This window comes from Phycisphaerales bacterium (genome assembly GCA_035627955.1).
Lineage (GTDB): Bacteria > Planctomycetota > Phycisphaerae > Phycisphaerales > UBA1924 > JAEYTB01.
On the sequence record DASPKU010000012.1, the window covers coordinates 58,128 to 80,800 of the forward strand.

Here is a 22,673-nt window from a genome sequence, read left to right on the forward strand (position 1 = left end):
CCCCGTCGCTCCCATTTTCACTGTTCCCTTCTCACTTTTCACTTTCACCGTGGACCGCGAGGCACCACAACCCCCGCGCCGCCCCCGCTGGACCAGACTCCTCGGCTTCGCTATCGCTCTCGCCCTCCTCGCGGCCGCCATCAATGCCGTCTGGTCCCAGCGCGATGCCCTCGCCGAATCACTCCGCCACGCCGCCACCACCCGCTGGTACCTGATCGCCCTCGCCCTCGCGCTCCCCGCCCTCAACTGGCTCACCACCAGCGCGATTTTCTACATCCTCACCAACGCCCACCCCATGCGCCGCAAGGTCCGCCCGGGCGAGATGGCCGCGCTCGTGGGCGCCTCGTGGCTCTTCAACTACCTCCCCGCCTCCCCCGGCCTCTTCGGACGCGTGCTCTACCACCAGCGCTTCCACGGGCTCCACTGGAAGCACTCGGTCACCGTCGTCGTGGGCTCGATGCTCACCTCCGTCGCCGCCCTCGCCGTCACCTTCGTCGCAGGCGTGCTCTTCGCCTTCGACTCCATCCCGTTCCTCGTTGCCCCAACGGTGCTCGCAGTCGTCGCCCTCACCCTCAGCATCCTCAACCGCCGGCGCGCGGTCGCGGGCTGGCGCGAGGCCGCGGCCCTCGTGGTCCGCTGCCTCGACCTCTACATCTGGGCCGCGCGGTACTACGTGGTGCTGCTCATCCTCGACCTCGACCCCACGCCCACACTCGCGCTCTCGCTCGCGGCCGTCAGCCAGGCCGCGCTGCTGATCCCGTTCCTCGGTAACGGCCTGGGCCTGCGCGAGTGGGCCGTGGGCCTTGTGGGCCCCGCGCTCCCCGGGTGGGCTGCAACCCGCACCACGGCCCTCTCTGTAGATCTCGTGAATCGCGCGTGCGAACTCCTCATCGCCATCCCTGTTGGCCTGATTTCCGCCGCCGTGCTCGCCGCCAACACCCGCAGGGAATACCCCGAAGTCAACGCCCAAACCGCTGCTGCAAACCCACTTCCCGGACCTTCCCCTCAAGCTGTTACATCCGACCGCCGATTCCACTCGTAAGGAACTTTGACGGGTCTTTTAGCGGCACACCCCGCGGCCCGTTGTACGGTGAGCAGGACCGTTCACCCAGCACGCCAAGGCCGGCAGCCATGGTCAACAAGATCGAACAAGACCACCAGCGCTTCCGCCAGATCATCCGCGGCCGCATCCGCAAGGACCTCCGCCGCTTCCTCTCCCGGGGCGAGCTCCTGGGGCGCGAGGGCAAGCGCGTTGTATCCATCCCCGTCCACGACATCGACATCCCCACCTTCCGCTACGGCGACAACTCCGGCGGCGTGGGCATGGGCGACGGTGAAGAAGGACAGGGCGTCAACCAGCCGGGCAAGGGCAACATGGGCCAGGGCGGCGAGCAGGAGGGCCACCACCTCCTCGAGGTCGACGTCACCCTTGAAGAGCTCGCGGACATCCTCGCCGAGGAGCTGGAGCTGCCGCGCATCCAGCCCCGCGGCCACCACCAGATCACCACTATCAAGGACAAGTACACCGGCGTGCGCCCCGTCGGGCCCGCGTCGCTCCGCCACTTCAAGCGGACCTACCGCGAAGCACTCAAGCGTCAGCTGGCGATGGGCCAGTACGACCCGCTGCGACCGGTGATCATCCCGATCAAGAACGACCTGCGCTTCCGCACGTGGAATGAGGTCAAGAAGCCCCAGAGCAACGCCCTCATCGTCTACATGATGGACGTCTCGGGCTCGATGGGGGACGAGCAGAAGGAGCTCGTGCGGCTCGAGGCGTTCTGGATCGACACGTGGCTCCGCCGCAACTACGAGGGCATCGAGAGCCGCTACATCGTCCACGACGTCCGCGCCGGCGAGGTGGACAAGAAGACGTTCTTCTCGGTGCGCGAGGACGGCGGCACACGGATTTCTTCCGCGTTCACCTGCTGCAAGGACCTGCTGGCGGCGCACTACGACCCCAACGACTGGAATATCTACCTCTTCCACTTCTCCGACGGCGACAACTCCAGCGACGCCGACAACCGCTTGTGCGTCAAGCTGCTGAAGGAGAACCTGCTCCCCCACTGCAACCTCTTCGGGTACTGCCAGGTTGCCAGCGCCTACGGCAGCGGCTCCTTCTACGGCGTGCTCCAGGAAGCGTTCCCCGACGGGGCGGCGGACGAGTCGGGCCCCAAGCTCATCACCAGCAAGGTGAACGGGCGCGACGACCTGTTCGAGTCGCTCCGCACGTTCTTCAAGGCCGGGCGGTGAACCTCCAACCCCACTTACACTTCTCCCCGTGGTCCTCTTTCCCCTCTATGCCATGCTCGTGTGGGCGCTCACCTGGAGGACCCGCCGCACGTGGCTCGCTTCGGTGACCGTCCTCGCGGGCGTGCTGGGGGTGTGCATCCTCGGCCTGCTGCACCGGTTCACCGAGCTGGTGTTCCCGGTGCACGTGTCGGGCCCGATCTTTCCACTGCTGCTCGCCACCGAGGCCGCGATCATCCTTGTGGTGGGGACGTTCATCGCGGTCCTGCCGCGGCATCGGATTGATCGGCCGTGTCGGCGGTGCCGGTACGAGCTGGTCGGGCTTGATGACCCGAATCCGACGTGCCCGGAGTGCGGCATGCTGCACGCCGCGCGGAAGGTGAGGCGGCGGAGCTGCCGGCAGTGCGGGCAGTCGCTCTACATCTCGCGCGGCGAGAACCCGGCCTGCGCGGGGTGCGGGTGTGATCACTGCATCCGGGAGGTGAAGCCGGCGCGGGAGCCGGTGATCGCGCCCGCGATCGGGTACGCGTGCCGGGCGCTTCAGCCCCTGATCAGCCGGTACACGACGCCGCACGCGAGCACGAGCAAGGGGAGCCCGAGGATCATCGTGGTCCGCAACCCGGACAACACCTTCTCCTCCATCGGCTGAACGAGGCTTACGACCTGGGCCGTGGCGCTCTGGGCGATCAGCTCGTCCTGGCCGCTGAGCCAGAAGACGGACGCCTCGAGCAGTTCGAGATTGCCCGGGGTGGCCGCGCCAATCCGTCCGTCCACGACGCGCTGCTGGAGGTGGGGGTTGAGGATCCACTCGCGCGAGCCCACGGCGACAAGCCGCTGCGGCTCTGGCTTGCCGCTCTCCCGCTGCTCGACGGAGACCGCAACCAGCCACGCATCTTCGCGCTCGCCTTTGGCGCCCTGCGGGTTGCGGGCGTCGCGGGCGTTGTCGAACGCGGGAGGGTTGGGCATGAGGCCACGCTGGGGGCGCGGCGTCTGCCAGAGTTGCAGCCACTGCGACTCTGCCCACACGCGGTCGCTGGGCATGATCGAGTACAAGGGCCAGACGCTCTGAGTCACGTTCGGGGCGGTGGGCGCCGAGTGGAAGGACACGGCCCATGGGACGATCATGGGCAGGCCGCGGACGGCGCCGGCGAGCGCGCCGGTCGTCTCCTCTGGCAGCACGATGTGGTCGCTCTGGACCAGGCGGCCCTCAGGGGTGATCGCTTCGGCGAGCAGGGGGCGTCCGGTGTCGGCCATGAGGCCGAACCTGGCGAGAACGGGGGCCATGGGGTCGGACTGGCCGTAGGTCGGCATCACGCTGGGGACGAGGCTGATCAGCAGGTTCTTGCGCGCGGCGGCGATGTCGCTGACGACCTGTGCCAGGCGCGTGGAGCGCTGCGCGCCGGTACTGCCGGTGGCCTCGCTGCCGTCGGCGCTGTCGGGGGGGAAGGTCATGTAGACGACAGGTCGCTTGCCGTCGGGGTTGAGGGCGGCGAGGCGGGAGGGGGCGGCTTCGGTGATGACCGACCACTCGATAACGTCGATGCCGTGGAAGCGCAGGCGCTGGAACGCGACGCCGAAGTTGCGGTCCAGCGTCTGCCCGGCCTCGAAGAAGGGGCGCTCGGCGTGGACCATGACGACGATCGGGCGCACGGGCGTGAGCAGCGAGCCGATGCCGGTGGTGACGACCTCCTCGACGCGGCGGTTGAGGTCGGCCTTGCCGGTGCCGGTGGCGTCCAGCCAGGCGGCGCTGGGCATCAGCGACTCGAGGTCGATGGCGGTGATGCCCATCTCGCTGGACCCGATGACGAGGGCGGCGCTCTGGCTGCGGAGGACGTCAGCGATGCGGATGAGGTCCAGGCGCTTGGTGCCGCGCATGCTGGTGAGGAGCACGGACATGTCGTCGCGCTGGCGCTCGAGGGCGGGCAGGAGGTTGCGCGCGGCGGTGGCGGGCGGGCCGGCCATGGCGGGGATCTCGGCGAAGCGGCGGATCTCGCGGGACATGGCGGTGAGCTGGTCGACGCAGCGGGCGAGGGCCTCGCCGACGGTGCGGGCGGCGGCGTCGGCGGCGGGGAGGGAGATGTCGTCGATGCGCTGCTTGAGCTGCTCGCCTGCTTTGGCGACGGCGGTTCCCATGTCCTGGGAGAGGAGGCGGGCGGCGGCGGCGGCCTGCTCGAAGTAGGCGCGGTTGTTGTCGGCCTGCTCGCCCGCGCCGGCGATGGTGCCCTGGACACTCTGGAGGGCGGGGGAGAGCTCGTTGTTGAGGTAGGTGGCCATGGCCTGCGCGGCCGTGAGCCCGAGGTTGACGGAGGCGACCTGCTGGTCGATGAGGCGCTGGTCGCGGGCGACGAGCTCACGCAGGAGGCGCTTGTAGGACTCGAAGCCGCTGGCGGAACCGGTGTCGATGAGTGCGAAGTCGAGCTTGCCGCTGCTGCGCTTCATCTCGCCGAGCACGTCGCGGACGCGCTCGCGGGCGCGGGCGTCAACCGACTTGAGGTCGGTGGCCACCACGACGCGGACGGGGCTTTCGAGACGACCCAGCACGCGCGTGGTTCGCGGCGAGAGCTTCTGCGTGCCCGTGGCGGTGACGTCGAGGCGGGCGTTGTACTTGTCGGAGACGACGTTGAGCACCACCAGGATGGCGGTGGCGGCAAAGAGCGTGACGGCGGTGGTGAGCAGGACCTTGCTGCGGCGCTTGCGGCCGCTCACGGCGGGGGCGAGCGGCACGGGCTGCTGGGGCTTGAAAGGCACGGCCGTCATCGCCATCTCCTCAGCTCGACGCTCGCGACGCTCAGCAGCAGGAACCAGCCGGTGGTGCTCAGGAAGAACACGACGTGCCCGGTGTCGATCACGCCCTTGGCGAAGTCCTCGATACGCGGGCGGATCAGCATCGCCCCGACCACGGGCCGCAGCCAGGCGGGGGCCTTGTCGTACGCGCCTTCCATGAACATCAGGCCAAGGATCGCGAACAGGGTGATCATGAACGCGAGGGTCGCGTTGCTCGTGAGCGAGGTCGCGAGCGTGCCGATCGAGAGGTAGAGCAGCGCCAGCAACGTGAGGCACAGGTAGCCCGAGACGAGGGGGCCGACGTCGGGCGCGGGCTCGGACACGCGGAAGAGCAGCGCTACGAAGACGAGCGTGGGCAGGAGCATGCCGAGCAGGAAGAGGGCGGCACCGAAGAACTTGCCGAGGACAATGGCGGGACCGGTCACCGGGCTTGTGAGCAGCCCTTCCAGGGTGCCGCTCTTGAGCTCATCGGAGATGAGCCGCATGGACACCGCGGGGACGACGGGCAGGAGCAGCCAGCCCGAAACCGCAAAGAAGCTGCGCAGGGTTGCGGGCTGGCCGGGGTTCAGCACCCAGAAGGAGAAGACCATCGCGGTCAGGAAGAGGTAGAGCGCGATGATGATCCAGCCCGCCGGCTGGCGGAAGTAGGACCCCAGCTCGCGCGATGCGATCGCTCCAGCGCCCTTCATGCCGCGCTCCCGGTGGGGGTCGCCCGGACCTTGTCGTCAATCACTGCTGCGGGCTCGGGCTCGGGGGCGGCCTGCTCGCTCTCTTCGACGAGGCGGAGGAAGACGCGCTCGAGGGTCTGGGCGTCCGTGCGGAGCTCGCGGAGCATGATGCCGTTCTGCATGGCGGCGTGGGCGATGGCCTCGCGGAGGTCGGGGGCCCCCTTCTTGGAGGTGAGCACCCAGTGGGTCCAGTCCTGCACCTCGCCGGGGCGGTCGGGGTTGGTCCTTCGCGCACTCTGGACGTAGGGGACGGTGGTCATGATGCGGATGAAGCGGTCGTCGTCGCCGGCGCGGCCGCCCTTGGCCTGGGCGAGGTAGGTGCCCTGGTCGCCGCTGTCGCGGATGAGCTGCGCGGGCGAGCCGTCGGCCCGCACCTTGCCGGCGGCGACGATGATGACGCGGTCGCAGATGCGCTCGACCTCGGGGAGGATGTGCGAGCTCATCAGCATGGTGCGGTCGGCGCTCAGCTCGCGGACGAGCTGGCGGGTCTCGCGGATCTGGGAGGGGTCCAGGCCGTTGCTGGGCTCATCGAGGACGAGCACGGGCGGGTTGTGGAGCAGGGCGGCGGCGAGGCCGACGCGCTGCTTGTAGCCCTTGCTGAGCTTGGCGACGCGGCGCTTGCGGACGTCCTTGAGCCAGCAGCGGCTGATGACGTGCTCGATGGCGGCGACGCGGGTGCGGCGGTCCATGCCGAAGAGCTTGCCGCGGAAGTGGAGGTAGTCGGTGACGCGCATCTCCGCGTAGAGGGGGGTTGATTCCGGGAGATACCCCAGGCGGGAGTGGGCGGCCTTGGGCTGGTCGACGGTGTCGCAGCCGCCGATGAGGACGCGGCCCTGGTCGGGCAGGTAGAACCCCGTGATCATGCGGATGGTGGTTGTCTTGCCGGCGCCGTTGGGGCCCAGCAGACCGGCCACCTGGCCGGGTTTCAGCTCGAATGAAATGCCCTGCACGGCCCGGACACTTCCGAATGACTTGTGCACACCGTCGACGACCAGCATGACAGTTCATGCCCTCCGCAACCTTCGTGCCGATACTACCGAAGTACCAGATAGAGGGCGTTATCGGCCCCGTCCCGGCAGTGCATCGACCAGCCCCGCGGCTTAACACCAACACTTCGCTACACTTCCTGGCGGCAAGGAAGTCCCCCACCATGCCCGGCAGGAGCCATCACAGCCCGCTCGTCGTATCAGAAGAGGTCTCGCCCGACCAGGTCCGCCTCAGGCCATCCCCGTTGACGAACACTACCGGTCATCCTGGCGTGAACGGGCCAGCCCAGCACTCTACGCCGGGCCACTCACATGGTTCCGACTTGAACTCCCCCCACGACCCCACAACACCGGCCGGCGAGCAGCAGTGGGATCACTCGGTAGGAACGCTGGCGTTGTCGCTGCTGAACGCGATTGGCGAGGGCGTGGGGCTGTACACGCGGGCGGGCGTGCCGATCTGGTCCAACGACCTGCTGAGAGGCATCACGGGCGCCATGCACGAACGGGTGGCGTGGGCGTGCCGGCAGTTTGACCGGGACCACCCCTCGCCGCCGATTGACCTTCCATATCCGATCCCCTCTGTCCGGTCCGAGTTCCTGCTTGCAGACTCGGACCGTTTCTTTGAGGTGTCGATTTCACCGCTGCCGCGGAGCACGCTGGCGGCGCTGGGCGAGGGGATGAAGCGCTGGGGCGACTGCCTGGTGGTGATCCTGCGCGACGTGACGGCGGCGAAAAAGCTGCAGCAGAAGATCAACGCGATCGACCTGGCGGGGTCGGAGCTGGTGCGGTTTGATGCGGACGTGGTGCGCAAGTACAACGCGCACGAGCGGCTGAAGCTGCTGGAGGACAAGATCACGCGGGTGGCGCGGGACCTCCTGCACTTTGATCACTTCGCGATCCGGCTGCTGGACGAGCGGACGGGGAAGCTGGAGCTGGTGATCGGGTACGGGCTGCCGACGGAGTTCGGCGAGACGGTGATCAAGCCGGCGCTGGAGGGGTACGGGATCTCGGGGCATGTGGCGGCGTCGGGCCGGTCGTACATCTGCAACGACACAGCGCGGGATGAGCTGTACCTGCAGGGGGTCGAGGGGGCGAAGAGCTCGCTGACGGTGCCGCTGCGGCTGCACGACAAGATCATCGGGATCATGAACGTCGAGAGCCTGCAGGCCGAGGCGTTTGACGAGGAGGACCGGCAGCTGGGCGAGATCTTTGCCCGGTACGTGGCGGTCGCGATCAACCTGCTGGACCTGCTGGTGGTGGAGCGGAGCACGACAAACCAGTCGATCTCGGGGCGGGTGGCGGTGGAGCTGAACGAGCCGCTGCAGGACATCGCGCACGAGGTGGAGGTGCTGGAGATCGAGACGGCCTCGGCGGGCCCATCGACGCACGCGCACCTGGAGCGGATCAAGAGGGACCTGGAGTCCATCCGCAACCGGATCAAGGAGTGCGCGGCGGGGCCGGCGTCGCTGCTGGGCGTTGAGCAGGCGCTGGCGGACAAGAGCCAGGACCCGCTGCTGCGGGGCAAGCGCGTGCTGATCGCGGACGACGAGTCGCGGATCCGGCGGATCATCGGGGATGTGCTGTCCACCCGCGGGTGCACGGTGACCGTGTGCCAGGACGGCGGCGAGGCGATGGCGGAGATCGAGAAGGCGGGGCCCAACGGGTTTGACCTGGTGGTGAGCGATATCCGCATGCCGGACCACAACGGGTACGAGATCTTCGCGGCCAGCCACCGGCAGAATCCGTCGGCGCCGGTGATCCTGATGACCGGGTTCGGGTACGACCCGCACCACTCGATCGTCCGGGCGAGCCAGGAGGGCTTGCAGAGCGTGCTGTTCAAGCCGTTCCAGGTTGAGCGGCTGCTGGATGAGGTGCGGAAGGCCCTGAGGAAGTAGGGCGTTTTTGAACGCGAAGGGGAGCGAAGGCGCGAAGGGGAAGGCCAAGGCCGTACGCGGAGTTTCGCGGAAGGGCGGAGTTGCGCGGAGTGGGATCGGGGTGGGGCCGCGGCGCTGGAGGTCAGACTTTTTTGAACGCGAAGGTCGCGAGGGGGGAGCGAAGGCGCGAAGGCCGTACGCGGAGCTTTGCGGAAGAGCGGAGTAGCGCGGTGTGGGGTCGTGGTTTGAGGCGGGGTCGGGGTTGTTGGGTGTGGGTTGGATTTGCGAACCGGGTGGGGTTGGTTCCGGTACCATCCGCAGCCCATGCCGATCATCCTCCGCTGGTTTTTGCGGCTCAGTATTCAGAACCCGATCGCGGTTCGGCTCGTGCAGAACGGGTCGCGCCGGACCAAGCACCTGTACATGCGCGGGATTTACCTGGCGGTGCTGATTGCGGTGCTGCTGTGGCTGATCCTGGCGATGAGCGCGGGCTCGACGCTGAACATGCGGGAGCTGGCGAGCAACGCGGCGGGGGCGTTCACGAAGGTGGCGTACCTGCAGATCTTCCTGATCTGCGTGCTTTCGCCCGTGTTCATGGGTGGGGCGATTGCGCAGGAGGCGAACCCGCGGACGTGGGAGGTGCTGCTGACGACGCCGATGACGGCCGCGGAAATTGTGCTTGGGAACCTGCTGGGGCGGCTGTTTTTCATTCTGGCGCTGCTGACGTGCTCGATGCCGCTGTTCGCGCTGACGCAGTACTTCGGGGGCGTGCCGGGGTCGGCGATCCTGGCGAGCTATTTGATCGCGGGGTGCACGGCGACCATCGTGGGCGCGCTGGCGATCGCGCTGAGCGTGTCACGGCTGGTGGGGAAGCGGGCGTTCTTTGTGTTTTACGTGGCGGTGATTTCGTACCTGGGGATCACGCTCGCGATTGATGCGGGGATCCGGCAGCAGAACATGGGGATGGGGGCGTACGGCCAGGGCGTAACGCCGATGACGGCGCTCAACCCGTTCCTGTGCCTGAAGGCGCTGCTGAACCCGTCGACGTACCCGAAGGCGGGGCCGGGGACGCAGGCGGGGCCGATGGCGTGGCTGCTGGAGACGCCGGTGCAGACCTTCTGCATCGGGTCGGCGGTGCTGAGCGTGCTGTTCATCGCGGCGTCAACGGTGACGGTGCGGCTGGGCGGGCTGGCGATGCTGGGGGTGGACAGCTCGGGCATCCCGTGGTGGCGGCGGCTGCTGGGGCTGAAGGCCAAGGGCGACATGCACCGGGCGCCGCGCGGGGTGTGGCATAATCCGATTGCGTGGCGGGAGGCGGCGAGCCGGAACTCGACGCCGGTGAAGATTGCGCTGCGGTGGACGTTCCTGGCGCTGGGGCTGCTGTTCGGGATCGGGATCACGCTGGCGTACCACTTTGAGTACCTGGAGAGCGTGGGGCGGTACCAGTTCATTCTGCTGGCGACGGTGTGGGGGGAGCTGGCGGTGATCGCGCTGGTGGCGATCAACACTGCGGCGACGGCGATCAGCAAGGAGCGCGAGGACGGGACGCTGGACCTGCTGCTGACGACGCCGATCACGGCGTCGGCTTACCTGCAGGGCAAGCTGCGGGGGCTGATCACGTACCTGCTGCCGCTGCTGGCGGTGCCGCTGGTGACGCTGCTGGTGGCGGGGGTTTATTCGCTGACGGGGAAGCTGGATGTGGCGGGGATCGGGCCGCAGGGCGGGAGCGCGGCGGCGGTGCTGCCGGAGGCGGGGATTCTGGCGACGATCGCGATCATCCCGTTCATGGCGTTCTGCACGATGGTGGGGTTGCAGTGGAGCCTGAAGAGCCGGGGGACGCTGTCGAGCGTGGTGTGGACGGTGGGCGTGGTGGGAATCGTGGCGGGGATCATGGGGGTGTGCGGGTGGAACGCGGCCCACGGGCTGGAGAACCTTGGTGTGTTCCTGGGGGCGCTGAGCCCGGCGAGTTTGATCTACACGCTGGTGGACGCGGCGAGCGCGGCGCCGCAGACGGTGCGGAACGGGGGCGTGGGTGGCGTGCGGGTGTGGCTGTTCTTCGGGTGCCTGGCGAGCGCGGGGCTGCACGCGGCGATCTGCTACGGCATTCACACCAACATGACGCGGACGTTCGACATGACGGTGCGGAAGCTGGCTGGCGGGCGGTAGCGGCTCAGGCGGCCTTCTGGTCCTTGCCGGCGGCGGGTGCGCTCTGGGCCTGGGGGACGCGGATGTTGGTGGAGCAGTTGCGGCAGCGGACGGTCTTGCCGCGGCATGCGGTGGGGACGGCGAGGACCTTTCGGCAGGTCAGGTTGGGGCACATGATGCGGATGGACTCGGTGGTATTGGTGGGGTTGTTCATGGCTGTAGCTCTCCCGGTCAACGGACATCGGCCGGTCCGCAAGCGGGCTTAAGTCCGGGTGGGAGTGGAGCGAACAGCGGCCCCCCCAATTGGCTACTGTGTCGGTTTCCGGACCCTCCAGGACCCCACAAGCCCTCTGTATGACAACGCACTCATCCAGCCAGACCTGCTCCGCCGTCGTTGGCCTCCAGTGGGGGGACGAGGGCAAGGGCAAGGCCGTCGATATTTTGGCCGCGCAGCACGACGCGGTGGTTCGTTACAACGGGGGGGCCAACGCGGGCCACTCGGTGGTGGTGAAGGGGGAGCGGTTCAGCCTCCACCTGATCCCGTCGGGCATCCTGTACCCGGGCAAGCTTGCGGTGATCGGCAACGGGGTGGTTGTCGATCCGTGGAAGCTGGTGGAAGAGGTTGAGGGGCTGAAGAAGCGCGGGGTGGATACTTCGGGGCTGGTGTGCTCGGACCGGGCGCACGCGGTGCTGCCGTATCACAAGACGGAGGATGCGCTGCGCGAGGACCTGTTGAAGCGGAACGCGGCGGCGCTGGCGGTGGATGAGCGGGGCGTGTCGGAGATCGGGACGACCCGGCGGGGGATCGGGCCGGCGTATGCGGACAAGGCGCAGCGGGCGTGCGCGATCCGGATGGGGGACCTGCTGCGGCCGGAGGTGCTGCGGGAGAAGCTGGATGTTGCGGTGGCGATGAAGGGGCCGGCCTTGACGGGGCTGGCGAGGACGCTGGGGGTCAACGCGGAGGAGTTGAACCGCGATGCGTTAATCCAGCAGTGCACGGAGGTCGGGCAGAAGCTGGCGCCGTTGATCAAGGAGACCACGCACCTGCTGCATGCGCAGCTGGGGGCGGGGAAGAAGATTCTGTTCGAGGGGGCGAACGGGTCGCTGCTGGATGTTGATCACGGGACGTATCCGTACGTGACGGGCTCGACGTGCATCTCGTCGGGGATCGGGCCGGGGACGGGCGTGCCGACGACGCGGGTGGGCCGCATCCTGGGGATCATGAAGGCGTACTCGACTCGGGTGGGCGGGGGGCCGTTCCCGACCGAGCTCAAGGACGCGATCGGGGATGGGATCAGGAACCGTGGGCGGGAGTTTGGCACGACGACGGGGCGGCCGCGGCGGGTGGGGTGGCTGGACCTGGTGGCCGTGAAGTACGCGGCGATGATCAACGGGGCGACGGGGCTCTGCCTGACAATGCTGGACGTGCTCGCGGGGGTGGAGGAGATCAAGGTCTGCACGGCGTACCGGATCAACGGTGCGGAGACGACGCAGTTCCCGCCCGACGCGTATGACCTGCAGCGCGTGACGCCGGTGTACACGACGCTGAAGGGGTTCGCGCAGGACATCACAAAGGCCCGCAGGCTGGCGGACCTGCCTGCGGAGGCGCGGCGGTACATCGACTTCATCGAGCAGAGCGTGGGTGTGAAGGCCGACATGGTGGGCGTCGGGCCCGACCGCGAACAAACCCTCACCAGCTGACGTTGTACGTCTCACATTGGCACATTCAACGCAACAACCCTCCCCCACTACCGCAACCGTCGCCAGTTCTCTGCGCTTGCCCCTGGCGTTGCGTTTGGGAGCCGCCTCTCCTGCCTTGGAGGCGTCATGAGCCCGCAGCCTCACACTGACGACATGGCTGTCTCGGCCCTCGCGGCGCTCAAGGCACGGAACCCGAAGGCGCGGCCCGAGACGCTGATCCCTGACGTGCACCCGGCGCGTATCCCGCGGCACATCGCGTTCATCATGGACGGCAATGGGCGGTGGGCCCGGGCGCGAGGCTTGCCGCGGGAGCTGGGGCATCAGCAGGGCGCGAAGACCGTGCGCGCCGTGGTCGAGGCTTGCGACGACATCGGCGTGGAGGTCATCACTCTCTACTCGTTCTCGCTGGAGAACTGGAAGCGTCCGAAGGCCGAGGTTGATGCGTTGATGCAGCTCTGCATCGCGTACCTCGAGTCCGAGGAGGAGGACCTCAGGCGCAACGGCATCCGCTTCCGGGTGATCGGCCGGCGGGAGGGGCTGCCGCGGCCGGTGATCGACGCGATCGATCGCGTGACGGAGCGGACGGCCCTGGGCACGCGGGGGGACCTGTGCCTGGCTATCAACTATTCGGGGCGGGCCGAGCTGACCGACGCGGCGAAGTGGCTGGCCCGCGAGGTGGCCGCGGGGCGGCTATCGCCTGAGCAGATCGACGAATCGAAGGTGGCGGGCTGCCTGTACACGGCGGGCCTGCCGGACCCGGACCTCCTCATCCGCACCGCTGGCGAAAAACGCATCAGCAACTATCTTCTGTGGCAGATCTCCTATGCGGAACTCCACATCACCGACGTCCTCTGGCCCGACTTCGGCGTCCGCGAGCTCCACGACGCCGTCAGGGATTACGCCGCCCGGGTCCGACGATTCGGCGCGGTTGAAGAAGCAGCGCGAGTACCGCAACCGGCTCATCATGGGGCCGATCATGCTGGTGTTCTTCGCGGCGGTGTTCTACCTCGATGAGCTGATGGGGGGCGTCCGCCTGCCCGACTTCCTGCTCCCGATCGGGCGCACCTTCAACCACGAGCGGTTCCCCGCGGGCACGGCGATCTTTCCGGTGATCGTCGCGATCGCCCTGTTCGCCGCGCGGGAGATGACCGCGATTCTTGCAGGGAAGGGCATCCAGGCGAGTAAGCGGGTGATGACGTTCGCGGCGCTGCTGGGGCTTTTCATCACCGCGTTTGTGCCGGACGAGATCCCCGGGCGGGCGGGGGGCGCGGGGGCGGCGGGCGCGGCGATCGTCAGCTTCTCGGCCGCGGCGGTGCTGGCGTTCTCGATGATCTTCTACGCCCGCAACCGCTCGGTGCAGGGGATCGTGGCGGCGGCCGGGGGGGCGCTGCTGGCGTTTGTGTACCTGGGGCTGATGTTCGGGGCGATGGTCGCGATCCGGCGTGAGCACACCGCGTGGCTGCTCCTGTGGACGCTCATCACGACGAAGTCGTGCGACATCGGGGCGTACTTCACCGGGCGGGCGATCGGGCGGCACAAGCTCATCCCGTGGCTCAGCCCCGGCAAGACGTGGGAAGGGCTCGCCGGGGGGCTGCTGTTCTCGACGCTGGTGGGCTACGCGGGGATCGTGCTGCTGAATCGGACGGTGGACCTGTCGATGCCGCCGCTCTGGGCGTGCCTCGTGCCCGGGTTTGTGTTCGGGCTGGTGGGGCAGGCGGGCGACCTGATGGAATCGGTCTTCAAGCGGGACGCCGCGATCAAGGACTCGGGGGCCCTGGTGCCGGGCATGGGCGGGGTGCTGGACGTGCTGGACTCGGTCCTGCTCGTGGCCCCGCTCGCCTACTGGTGGCTCCGAGTGGGCGTGAGCTACGGCTGGCTCATCAAAACACCGCCCTTGTAATCGCTTTCCGCAGGCCCACCCGTCCCGCTACACTACCGGGTAGTCCCCCCCGGAGCCCTGAATGGACGTGACGGCCAAACTGTTGCGGGTTTTTCAAGTCGACAAACAGCTCCGCGGCCTCCAGTCGCGCCTGTCTCAGGCCGAGTCCTTCCTCGCAGCCCAGAACAAGGATCTGTCCACGATCGACACCCAGCGGTCTGCCCTGGAAGCCCAGGTGAAGCAGCACGCGGCGCAGGCCGCGGACCTTGAGGGTGAGATGGCCCGGCTGGACGCCAAGATGGCGACACTCCGCTCGCAGATGGAGAACGCCCAGACCAACAAGGAATACAAGGCGTTCCTGACGGAGATCAACACCTTCAAGGCCGACCGCGACTCGGTGGAGACCAAGGCGCTGGAGGCGATGGGCAAGGCGGACGAGCTCCGCAAGCAGATCGCTGAGCTCACCGGGAAGCGGTCGGAGCGGGAGCAGGTCCAGAAAGTGGCCGCGAATGACCGCGATGCCCGCTTCAAAGAGATCGAGACCCGCCTGAACGAGCTGAAGGCGGAGCGTCAGAAGCTGGCGGCGGAGGTTCCGCCCGAGGTGCTGCAGATGTTCAACCGGCTCGTAGCCCAGCGCGGCGACGAGGCGATGGGGACGATCGAGGTGCAGGACCGCAAGCGGCACGAGTACACCTGCTCCATCTGCATGATGACGATCCCGGTGGACTCAGTGAGCGGCCTCATGTCGAGCGGGAAGCTGACCCGGTGCAAGTCGTGCGAGGCGATCCTGTACATCGACGAGGATGCGAAGAAGGCGCTGCTGCCGCCGCAGGCTTCGAAGAGGTAGGCGGGCCCTTGGGGGCGGGTAGGTCCGCGAGGTCGACTAGGTCGGCTAGGTTGAAGAAGAAGATCCTCGCGCGTCAAGCTGGTGAGGGGCGATTCGTGCCGCTCTCGCCTGTTCGCTACCGCGGGTCGGCCACCATTCTCCCATCTCTTTCCAGGAGAATTTGTTATGGCACGCATGGACGCACAGGGTGGCGGCGGCAGCTTCGATTCCGACGCGGGCAAGGGCTCGCAGCAGCAGTCTCAAGAGCAGCGGATGGGCACGAGCGGCGGGCTCGGGCGCGATATCGATGATCGGGTGAGCGGCGATGACACGGGTGCTGATGTCGAGATGTCCGGCCTAGGGGCCGACACGGGCATCGGCGAGGGCGACCGGGGGACCGAGGCGGGTGGCGGCCTGGGTATCCGCGGCGGCAATCTTTCGGCCTCGGGCAACGTGGAGCATCTGGGCGGGACGACGGACTCGGGCACATCGCCCGGGCCGGGGCGCGGCGCGGTGCCGCGCGGCAAAGCCAAGAACCTGCTGGATCAAAGTCAGCAGAGCGACGACGATGGCGCGTACGAAGACCCCGGCGTGGACTGACCCACGCCCCGCACCAATCACACGCGTGCATGCGCCGGCCCGCTCAACGTGGACGCGTCGCGGGCTGACGCACGCTCACGCGCCGCCCAACGCCTGATTGCATTCAGAGGTGACCCATGTTGCGCATTTGCCCGATCCTTGCTTTGCTCTTCCTCGCCGCGTGCGAGGGGCCGAACGACCCACAGCAGCGCCGCGGCGGCGCGGATGGCACCACGCCCAACGCCAGCCAGCGGGGCGGGGGCGGCGCTTCGGGCGGGGGCGGCGGGCACATCGGCGGCGACGGTTCGCGTTGACGCCCGCTGCACGCCGCCGAGTTCGGTCAGGGCCCGCCTTTGATCTCGAAGTCGCTCTCTTCCATGAGCGGACGGATTTCGACCTCGCAGTCCTGCGGGTGAGGGTTGGGGCACTTCTTCAGCCACTCGATGGCTTCATCGAGTGAGCGGACCTGCCAGACCCAGTAACCGGCGACCAGGCCGTCGTCAGGGAAAGGGCCGCGGCGGGCGGTGCGTTCGGGGCCGCTGAAGCGGACCCGCGCTCCGTCGCGGGATGGGCGGAGGCCGGCGCCGTCGATCATTATGCCGGCGCGGACCAGCTCCTCGTTGAACTTGCCCATGGCCTCGAGCAGCTCGCGGCCGGGCATCACGCCTGCCTCCGAGTCCTTTGTCGCCTTCACGATGACCATCACGCGCATCGCGGTGCTCCTGAGGAAGTCGGCGGGTCACTTAGCTGTGACGCGCTCGGCTTTCACGATCGTGACCGGCGTCTTTGGCACGTCCGAGTGGCCCATCTTGGAGCCCGTGGGGACTTCCTTGATCTTGTCCACGATGTCCATGCCGCTGGAGACGCGCCCGAAGACGGCGTAGCCGGCGCCGTCGTTGGGCTGGCTGAGGAAGAGGTTGTCCTTGACGTTGATGAAGAACTGGGCGGTGGCGGAGTTGGGGTCGCTGGTGCGGGCCATGGCGATGGTGCCGCGGGTGTTCTTGAGGCCGTTGCCCCACTCGTTGGTGATGGGGTCGTTCGTGCGCTTCTGCTTCATGTCGGCGGTGAAGCCGCCGCCCTGGATCATGAAATTGGGGATGACGCGGTGGAAGATGGTGTGGTCGTAGTGGCCGCTGTCGACGTACTTCAGGAAGTTCTCGACGGAGACCGGGGCTTTCTCTTCGTCCAGCTCCAGCACGATCTCGCCCATGCTCGTCGTCAGCTTCACGCTCGTCATCTGGTTCGTTCCTCTGAGTGCCCCGTTTCTCTGAACGGGTCGTTGCGGCTTCTGAAATAGCAAAGGCCGCGAGCACGCGCCCGCGGCCTGGAACCTTCGACCGATTACTTCTTCTTCTCGGGGGACTTGGTGTCCTGCTTTGACTCGGGCTTGGGCTCGGGCCTGGGCGCGTCCTTCTTGTCGGAGGGCTTGACGTCCTTGCCGGCCTGGACGATTTTGTCGGCCTCGTCCTTGGTGAGCTTGGTGGCCTTGGTGACCTTGACGGGGTTCTTGGGCAGGCTCTTCTCCTGGCCGCGGTAGTCGGTCTCGCCGTCCTTGATCTTGTCGACGGTGTCCATGCCCTGGACGACCTTGCCGAAGACGGCGTAGCCGGCGCCGGAGTCGAGGTTGTACTGGCCGGTGCCGTCGTTGTCGGCGACGTTGATGAAGAACTGGCTGGTGGCGGAGTTGGGGTTGGCGGTGCGGGCCATGGAGATGGTGCCGCGCTTGTTCTTGAGGCCGTTGCTGTGCTCGTTGACGATGGGGGCGTCGGTCTTCTTGTAGTTGCCCTTCTCGTCCATGCCGCCGCCCTGGATCATGAAGTCGGGCATGACGCGGTGGAAGATGGTGCCGTCGTAGAAGCCCTTCTCGACGTAGCGGACGAAGTTCTCGACGCTGACGGGGGCCTTCTCGTGGTTGAGCTCGAGGACGAAGGAGCCCTCGGTGGTTTCGAACTTGACGTACTGGAGCTTTTCCTGCGCGGGCTTCTCGCCGGTGGTGGCGGGCCTGGTGTCGGGCTGTTTGGTTGCGGGTTTGTCGGGCGCGGGCTTTTCCTGAGCCAGGGCCACGCCGCAGGACATGACTACCGCCAGCGCCGCCATCATCTGAAACTTCATGGGTTTATCCCGCCAGTCGCCGCGTGCACGGTCATCCGGTGACCAGCAGCCCGCGGCCAGGTGCGTCCCCAATCCTAGCCGTGGTCCCCCGATCGGCGGGCCGGCTGATACCCTCCACGTGGGAGCCCAACCCCCTCAGGAGCCACCGAAATGCGCACCGCCGCCTTTGCCGCAGTTCTTGTCGCCGCCGCGGTGAGTCACGGGCAGACGACGCCGATGACGCCGCTCGTGAAGCCGGGGGAGCAGCAGCCGGAGGTGAAGCCCGCGCCGAAGAAGGACATGCCGAAGGTGTACGACGAGTCGGCCGATGGTGCGCGGCAGATCGAGGCGGCGATCGCGAAGGCCAACAAGCACAACCGGCGGGTGCTGATTCAGTGGGGGGCGAACTGGTGCGGGTGGTGCATCAAGCTGCACAACACGTGCACGACCGACAAGGACATCAAGAAGCAGCTGTCGTATGAGTACGACGTTGTGCACGTTGACATCGGGCGGGCGGACAAGAACCTGGAGCTGGTGAAGAAGTACGGGGCGACGCTGAAGGAGGGGGTGCCGTACCTGACGGTTCTGGATGCGGATGGGAAGCCGGTGGCGAACCAGGAGACGGGGTCGCTGGAGAAGGGTTCGGTGCATGATCCGGAGAAGGTGCTGGCGTTCCTCAAGCAGCACGAGGCGCCCAAGGTGGGGGCGGAGGAGCTGCTGACGGGGGCGCTGGCGCGGGCGAAGAAGGAGAACAAGCTTGTGTTCCTGCACTTCGGGGCGCCGTGGTGCGGGTGGTGCCACAAGCTGGAGGACTGGATGGCGCGGCCGGACATCGCGGCGATCCTGGCGAAGGACTTTGTTGACCTGAAGATCGATGAGGACCGGAACCCGGGGGCGGCGGAGGTTCAGAAGAAGTACCCGAAGCGCGGGGGGATTCCGTGGTTCGCGTTCCTGGATTCGGATGGGAAGGTGGTGGCGGACTCGAACGGGGAGAAGGGGAATATCGGTTTCCCGGCGAAGGCGGATGAGGTCGCCCACTTTGTGGGGATGCTGAGGAAGGCGAAGCGCAACATCTCCGATGCGGAGGTTGAGGTGCTGGGGGCGTCGCTGGAGCCGAAGAAGAAGGACTGACCATTGGGCTTGGTTCGATTGAGGGGGCGTGGAGTTTTGCTTGGTTTGTACTGCACGCCATGAAGTCTGACATTCGACACTTTCTTTCCCGGGGACACTGCATGCTGCCTCGCCTCGCCGTGGTCGTTTCGTTTCTTCTTGCCGTGGTTGTGCACGCCCAGCAGGTGGCGTACGAGAAGTACAAGCTGGACAACGGGATGACGGTGATCCTGCACGAGGACCACTCGCTGCCGGTGGTGACCATCAACACGTGGTACCGCGTGGGGGCGAAGGAGGAGGCGGCGGGGCGGTCGGGGTTTGCCCATTTGTTTGAGCACCTGATGTTCATGGGGACGGAGCGGGTGCCCGGGAACCAGTTCGACGTGCTGATGGAGAATGGGGGCGGAAACAACAACGCCTCGACCAGCTTTGACCGCACGAACTACTTCTCGAATGGGCCGGCGTCGCTGCTGCCGACGCTGCTGTGGCTGGATGCGGACCGGCTGGAGGACCTGGGCCGCACGATGACGCAGGAGAAGCTGGACAAGCAGCGGAACGTGGTGCGGAACGAGCGGCGGCAGGTGATCGAGAATGCGCCGTACCAGAAGGCGGAACTGCTCATCACGAGCATCATGTTCCCGCAGGGGCACCCGTACCACAACGAGGTGATCGGCACGCACGAGGACCTTGAGGCGGCGACGGTGAATGACGTGAAGGACTTCTTCGCGACGTTCTATGTGCCCAACAACGCGTCGCTGGTGGTGGCCGGGGACTTCGATCCCAAGGTGATCAAGCCGCTGGTCCAGCAGCTGTTTGGCACGATCAGGCCGGGGCAGGACCCGGTGCACAAGACGGCGCCGCCGGTGAAGCTGGACCGGGTGGTGACGGCGACCACGCTGGATGCGGTGCAGGTGCCCAAGATCGCGTTTGCGTATCACAGCCCGTCCATTTACGCCGAGGGTGACGCGGAGATGGACCTGGTTGGCGCGGTGCTCTCGCAGGGGAAGTCGAGCAGGCTGTACAAGCGGCTGGTGCTCGATGAGAAGCTCGCGACCGATGTGTCCGCGTACCAGTCGAGCAACATGATCCAGTCGACGTTCCGGATCGACGTGATGGTGCAGCCGGGGGCGGACCTCGAGCGGGTGGAGCGGATCGTAGATGAAGAGGTGAACCGGCTTCGAGACAAGGGGCCTACCAAGGCGGAGCTGGACCAGCGCGTGGCCACCATCGAGATGGGGAAGCTCGCGCAGCTGCAGTCGGTGCAGGCGAAGGCGGACAAGCTGAACGAGTACGAGTTCTACTTCGGGAACCCCGACAGCTTCAAGCGGGACCTGGACCGGTACCGCAACGCGACGCCGCGGGGCGTGCAGGAGTGGGCGCGGCGGGTGCTGACGCCGGATGCGCGGCTGATCGTGCACATCCTGCCCGAGCAGCCGGTGCGCGGGGCGACGCCGCGGGATCAGCGGCCGCAGGACCTGTCGGACAAGGCGTTCAACCCGCAGAAGCCGCAGACGTTCACCCTCAAGAACGGGGTAAACGTTCAGTTCTGGGCGCGGCGGGAGCTGCCGCTGGTGGCGGCGCAGATTGTCAGCGTGCCCGGCGGCCCGCTGGACACGCCGGAGCTGGCGGGGCGCTCGGCGCTGGCGGCGCAAATGATGGAAGAGGGCACGATCAACCACACGGCGACGCAGTTCTCCGACTTGCTGCAGTCGTATGGAGCAACGTTCAGCACGTACGCGGCGAATGAGTCCGCGGGGTGCTCGCTGCTGGTCCTGAAGCGGAACTTTGATAAGGCGATGAGTCTGGTGGCGGACGCGGTGCAGCGGCCGCGGATGGAAGGGGCGGACTGGGAGCGGGTGGTGCGGCTGCAGCTGGAGGCCATCAAGGAGCATGATGATGACCCGCGCATCCTGGCGGGGCGGGTGGGGCAGCGCGTGCTGTTCGGGGACGGGAACCCTTATGCGTGGCCGCTCTCGGGGACGCCGCGTACGGTGCGGTCGCTGACGCTTGACCAGGTGAAGGCGCACCACAGGACGCTCTTCTCGCCCGCGCATACGACAATTCTGATCGCGGGTGACCTCACGGTGGAGGATGCGAAGGCGACGCTGGAGAAGCACTTTGGCGGGTGGGAGGGGAACCCGGCGCCGCGGCCGCGGCTGTCGGATTTGGCGGCGCCGCAGCGCGAGCAGATGCAGGTGGTGATCGTGGACCGCCCGGGGGCGGTGCAGACGGTGATCCGGTTCCTGACTCCCGGCGTGCCGTACACGAGCAAGGACCGGGTGCAGCGGCAGCTGCTGAACGAGCTGTTCGGCGGGGGGTTCACCAGCCGCATTAACCAGAACCTGCGCGAGGACAAGGGCTACACGTACGGGGCCGCGTCGTCGTTCGTGATGCAGCCGAGCACGGGGTACTTCATCGCGAGCTCGTCGGTGCGCGCGGATGTGACCGGGGCGGCGCTGGGCGAGTTCCTCAAGGAGTTCGAGCGGATCCACAAGGGCGACATCACGCCGGAGGAGGCCGCGAAGGCGATGGAGTCGCAGCGGGTGGAGACGGTCCGCGGCTTCTCGGGGCTTTCGGGGGTGCTCGCGGCCGCGGGGCAGCTGGTGGCGGTGGGCCTGCCGTTCGAGACGATCGCGAGCGACATGCAGGCGATGCGGCGGGTCACGGCGGCGGACCTCAACACCCTTGCGCGGCCTGCGACACCCATCTCGCACGGCGTTCTCGTGCTTGTGGGGGACAAGGCCACGATCCTGCCGCAGCTCAAGGACCTGAACCTGCCCGCGCCGGTGGAGTACACCATAGACGGGGAACCGAAGAACTGAGGGCTACGACCCGGCGGCGCCTCGCGGCTTGTTTGTTATTCTGGCGCCCTCACCACACCGGGAGCTGCGTCATGGACTTCTCGTTCTCGTTCAAGAAACCTCCGTCGGGCTCGCAGGCCAAGAAAGCGAACCCGTTCGAACAGGCGGAGGAGCAGTTCAATGCGATCCGCGGGTGCGGGGTGACGCCGCGGCCGGCGGTCACGTTCGCCCAGCTGACTGAGGGGCAGGACCCCGCGGCGTTCGAGGGTGCGCCGTATGCGCACATGCTGTGCGTGATGGCGGGGACGGGGAGCGACGGGGAGCCGTTCTCCGATGACGTTCTGCTGGTCAACCCGCAGTGCATCAGCGAGAGCGGCAGCTACTCAGCGTTGATCACGAGCGTCATGCGGCTTGCCAAGGGGGCGCTTCCCTTCGAGGACCTCGCGGACTCGTATGACGGCGACAACAACGTGGCGAGCATCACGTTCACGCTCGACAGCGAGGGGCAGCAGTGGGACGTTGCTGTGGAGGATAACGGCGTCGCGCCGGAGGTCTGGTCAAACCTGGCGACCATCGCGGCGTCGCGGGCAGATTCGGGCGAGCGCCTGGCCTGGTGCGAGGTCGATGGGCAGCGGCTGATGGTGTTCCTGTCGGAGTCTGACCTCAGCGATCTGGCCCAGACCACGGGCATGGAGTGGGCGGCCATCGAGTGATGGGGCATCGCGGGGGTTGGTGCGTGGGGCCGTCCTACTCGCCCTTGGGCTCGCTGGATCCTTCGCCGCTGGCCTTGCCTTCGGACTTGCTCTTGCCCAGCGGGTGCCCGGTGGCCCACAGGGATGCGCCCAGCACCAGGGCCACCGCCCCTACCACGATCGCGAGCATCAGGAGGTCCATCGGGGCAGCATACCGCAGGGCTGCGCGG

Annotated in this window: 22 protein-coding genes; 14 read left to right on the forward strand and 8 right to left on the reverse strand. The window is 67.3% G+C overall.

The window, feature by feature from the left end; translation table 11 throughout:
- Nucleotides 1-49: 49 nt before the first annotated feature.
- The 3 genes from VD997_10050 (at nt 50) to VD997_10060 (ending at nt 2,896) form a co-directional block, all read left to right on the forward strand.
- Nucleotides 50-1,042 (forward strand): hypothetical protein, encoded by a 993-nt coding sequence (locus VD997_10050; protein ID HYE62328.1) that lies wholly within the window; start codon nt 50-52, stop codon nt 1,040-1,042.
- Nucleotides 1,043-1,131: 89 nt separating this feature from the next.
- On the forward strand, nt 1,132-2,250 hold the full coding sequence (locus VD997_10055) for a DUF444 family protein (GenBank protein ID HYE62329.1): 1,119 nt from the start codon (nt 1,132-1,134) through the stop codon (nt 2,248-2,250).
- A gap of 28 nt (nt 2,251-2,278) precedes the next feature.
- Complete coding sequence (locus VD997_10060; protein ID HYE62330.1) at nt 2,279-2,896, forward strand: hypothetical protein; 618 nt, start codon at nt 2,279-2,281, stop codon at nt 2,894-2,896.
- Here VD997_10060 and VD997_10065 read toward each other — a convergent pair.
- The 3 genes from VD997_10065 to VD997_10075 are packed head-to-tail and all read right to left on the reverse strand — an operon-like array spanning nt 2,788 to nt 6,757.
- Complete coding sequence (locus tag VD997_10065) at nt 2,788-5,004, reverse strand: hypothetical protein (GenBank protein HYE62331.1); 2,217 nt, start codon at nt 5,002-5,004, stop codon at nt 2,788-2,790. The two genes, VD997_10060 and VD997_10065, sit on opposite strands and share 109 nt — an antisense overlap.
- Nucleotides 5,001-5,720: an ABC transporter permease gene (locus VD997_10070; GenBank protein HYE62332.1), complete on the reverse strand. Its 720-nt coding sequence runs from the start codon at nt 5,718-5,720 to the stop codon at nt 5,001-5,003. Before VD997_10070 ends, VD997_10065 begins: the two co-directional genes overlap by 4 nt.
- Nucleotides 5,717-6,757: an ABC transporter ATP-binding protein gene (locus VD997_10075; protein HYE62333.1), complete on the reverse strand. Its 1,041-nt coding sequence runs from the start codon at nt 6,755-6,757 to the stop codon at nt 5,717-5,719. The genes VD997_10070 and VD997_10075 overlap by 4 nt, the downstream gene beginning before the upstream one ends.
- Before the next feature lie 311 nt (nt 6,758-7,068).
- Here VD997_10075 and VD997_10080 point away from each other — a divergent pair, with 311 nt between their 5' ends.
- Both VD997_10080 and VD997_10085 read left to right on the forward strand, forming a co-directional pair.
- Nucleotides 7,069-8,640 carry a response regulator gene (locus tag VD997_10080; protein HYE62334.1) on the forward strand — a complete coding sequence of 524 codons (1,572 nt, stop codon included), beginning with the start codon at nt 7,069-7,071 and terminating at the stop codon, nt 8,638-8,640.
- A gap of 303 nt (nt 8,641-8,943) precedes the next feature.
- The gene (locus VD997_10085) at nt 8,944-10,785 is read left to right on the forward strand and encodes an ABC transporter permease subunit (protein HYE62335.1); all 1,842 of its coding nucleotides are present in this window, start codon (nt 8,944-8,946) and stop codon (nt 10,783-10,785) included.
- Between the two features lie 4 nt (nt 10,786-10,789).
- On the opposite strand, the gene VD997_10090 is transcribed toward VD997_10085, so the two are convergent.
- Nucleotides 10,790-10,978, reverse strand: coding sequence for a hypothetical protein (locus VD997_10090; protein ID HYE62336.1), 189 nt, complete (start codon nt 10,976-10,978; stop codon nt 10,790-10,792).
- A gap of 140 nt (nt 10,979-11,118) precedes the next feature.
- Here VD997_10090 and VD997_10095 point away from each other — a divergent pair, with 140 nt between their 5' ends.
- The 6 genes from VD997_10095 (at nt 11,119) to VD997_10120 (ending at nt 16,063) form a co-directional block, all read left to right on the forward strand.
- Nucleotides 11,119-12,465, forward strand: a complete 1,347-nt coding sequence (locus VD997_10095) for an adenylosuccinate synthase (GenBank protein HYE62337.1) — start codon at nt 11,119-11,121, stop codon at nt 12,463-12,465.
- Between the two features lie 153 nt (nt 12,466-12,618).
- Nucleotides 12,619-13,479, forward strand: coding sequence for a polyprenyl diphosphate synthase (gene uppS / locus VD997_10100; protein ID HYE62338.1), 861 nt, complete (start codon nt 12,619-12,621; stop codon nt 13,477-13,479).
- Nucleotides 13,394-14,365 (forward strand): phosphatidate cytidylyltransferase, encoded by a 972-nt coding sequence (locus tag VD997_10105; GenBank protein ID HYE62339.1) that lies wholly within the window; start codon nt 13,394-13,396, stop codon nt 14,363-14,365. The genes uppS and VD997_10105 overlap by 86 nt, the downstream gene beginning before the upstream one ends.
- A 61-nt stretch (nt 14,366-14,426) precedes the next feature.
- A complete protein-coding gene (locus VD997_10110) occupies nt 14,427-15,191 on the forward strand; it encodes a hypothetical protein (protein ID HYE62340.1) in 765 nt (254 codons plus the stop codon).
- Nucleotides 15,192-15,356: 165 nt separating this feature from the next.
- Nucleotides 15,357-15,770: a hypothetical protein gene (locus VD997_10115; protein ID HYE62341.1), complete on the forward strand. Its 414-nt coding sequence runs from the start codon at nt 15,357-15,359 to the stop codon at nt 15,768-15,770.
- Nucleotides 15,771-15,886: 116 nt separating this feature from the next.
- On the forward strand, nt 15,887-16,063 hold the full coding sequence (locus tag VD997_10120; GenBank protein ID HYE62342.1) for a hypothetical protein: 177 nt from the start codon (nt 15,887-15,889) through the stop codon (nt 16,061-16,063).
- A 26-nt stretch (nt 16,064-16,089) separates the two neighbouring features.
- Here the strand turns inward: VD997_10120 and VD997_10125 are convergent, their stop codons facing one another.
- The 3 genes from VD997_10125 to VD997_10135 all read right to left on the reverse strand — a co-directional run bounded on the left by VD997_10125 (nt 16,090) and on the right by VD997_10135 (nt 17,861).
- Nucleotides 16,090-16,461, reverse strand: a complete 372-nt coding sequence (locus tag VD997_10125) for a YciI family protein (GenBank protein ID HYE62343.1) — start codon at nt 16,459-16,461, stop codon at nt 16,090-16,092.
- 27 nt (nt 16,462-16,488) lie between these two features.
- Nucleotides 16,489-16,986, reverse strand: coding sequence for a peptidylprolyl isomerase (locus VD997_10130; protein HYE62344.1), 498 nt, complete (start codon nt 16,984-16,986; stop codon nt 16,489-16,491).
- A gap of 104 nt (nt 16,987-17,090) precedes the next feature.
- The gene (locus tag VD997_10135; protein ID HYE62345.1) at nt 17,091-17,861 is read right to left on the reverse strand and encodes a peptidylprolyl isomerase; all 771 of its coding nucleotides are present in this window, start codon (nt 17,859-17,861) and stop codon (nt 17,091-17,093) included.
- A gap of 150 nt (nt 17,862-18,011) precedes the next feature.
- On the opposite strand from VD997_10135, the gene VD997_10140 reads away from it, so the two are divergent.
- From VD997_10140 to VD997_10150, 3 genes are all read left to right on the forward strand, one after another.
- Nucleotides 18,012-18,971 carry a thioredoxin family protein gene (locus VD997_10140; protein ID HYE62346.1) on the forward strand — a complete coding sequence of 320 codons (960 nt, stop codon included), beginning with the start codon at nt 18,012-18,014 and terminating at the stop codon, nt 18,969-18,971.
- Between the two features lie 101 nt (nt 18,972-19,072).
- Nucleotides 19,073-21,772 carry a pitrilysin family protein gene (locus tag VD997_10145; GenBank protein ID HYE62347.1) on the forward strand — a complete coding sequence of 900 codons (2,700 nt, stop codon included), beginning with the start codon at nt 19,073-19,075 and terminating at the stop codon, nt 21,770-21,772.
- 71 nt (nt 21,773-21,843) lie between these two features.
- Nucleotides 21,844-22,464, forward strand: coding sequence for a hypothetical protein (locus VD997_10150; protein HYE62348.1), 621 nt, complete (start codon nt 21,844-21,846; stop codon nt 22,462-22,464).
- A gap of 34 nt (nt 22,465-22,498) precedes the next feature.
- Here VD997_10150 and VD997_10155 read toward each other — a convergent pair whose 3' ends face one another.
- Entirely contained in the window at nt 22,499-22,645 is a 147-nt protein-coding gene (locus VD997_10155) for a hypothetical protein (protein HYE62349.1), read from the reverse strand.
- Nucleotides 22,646-22,673: the final 28 nt, after the last annotated feature.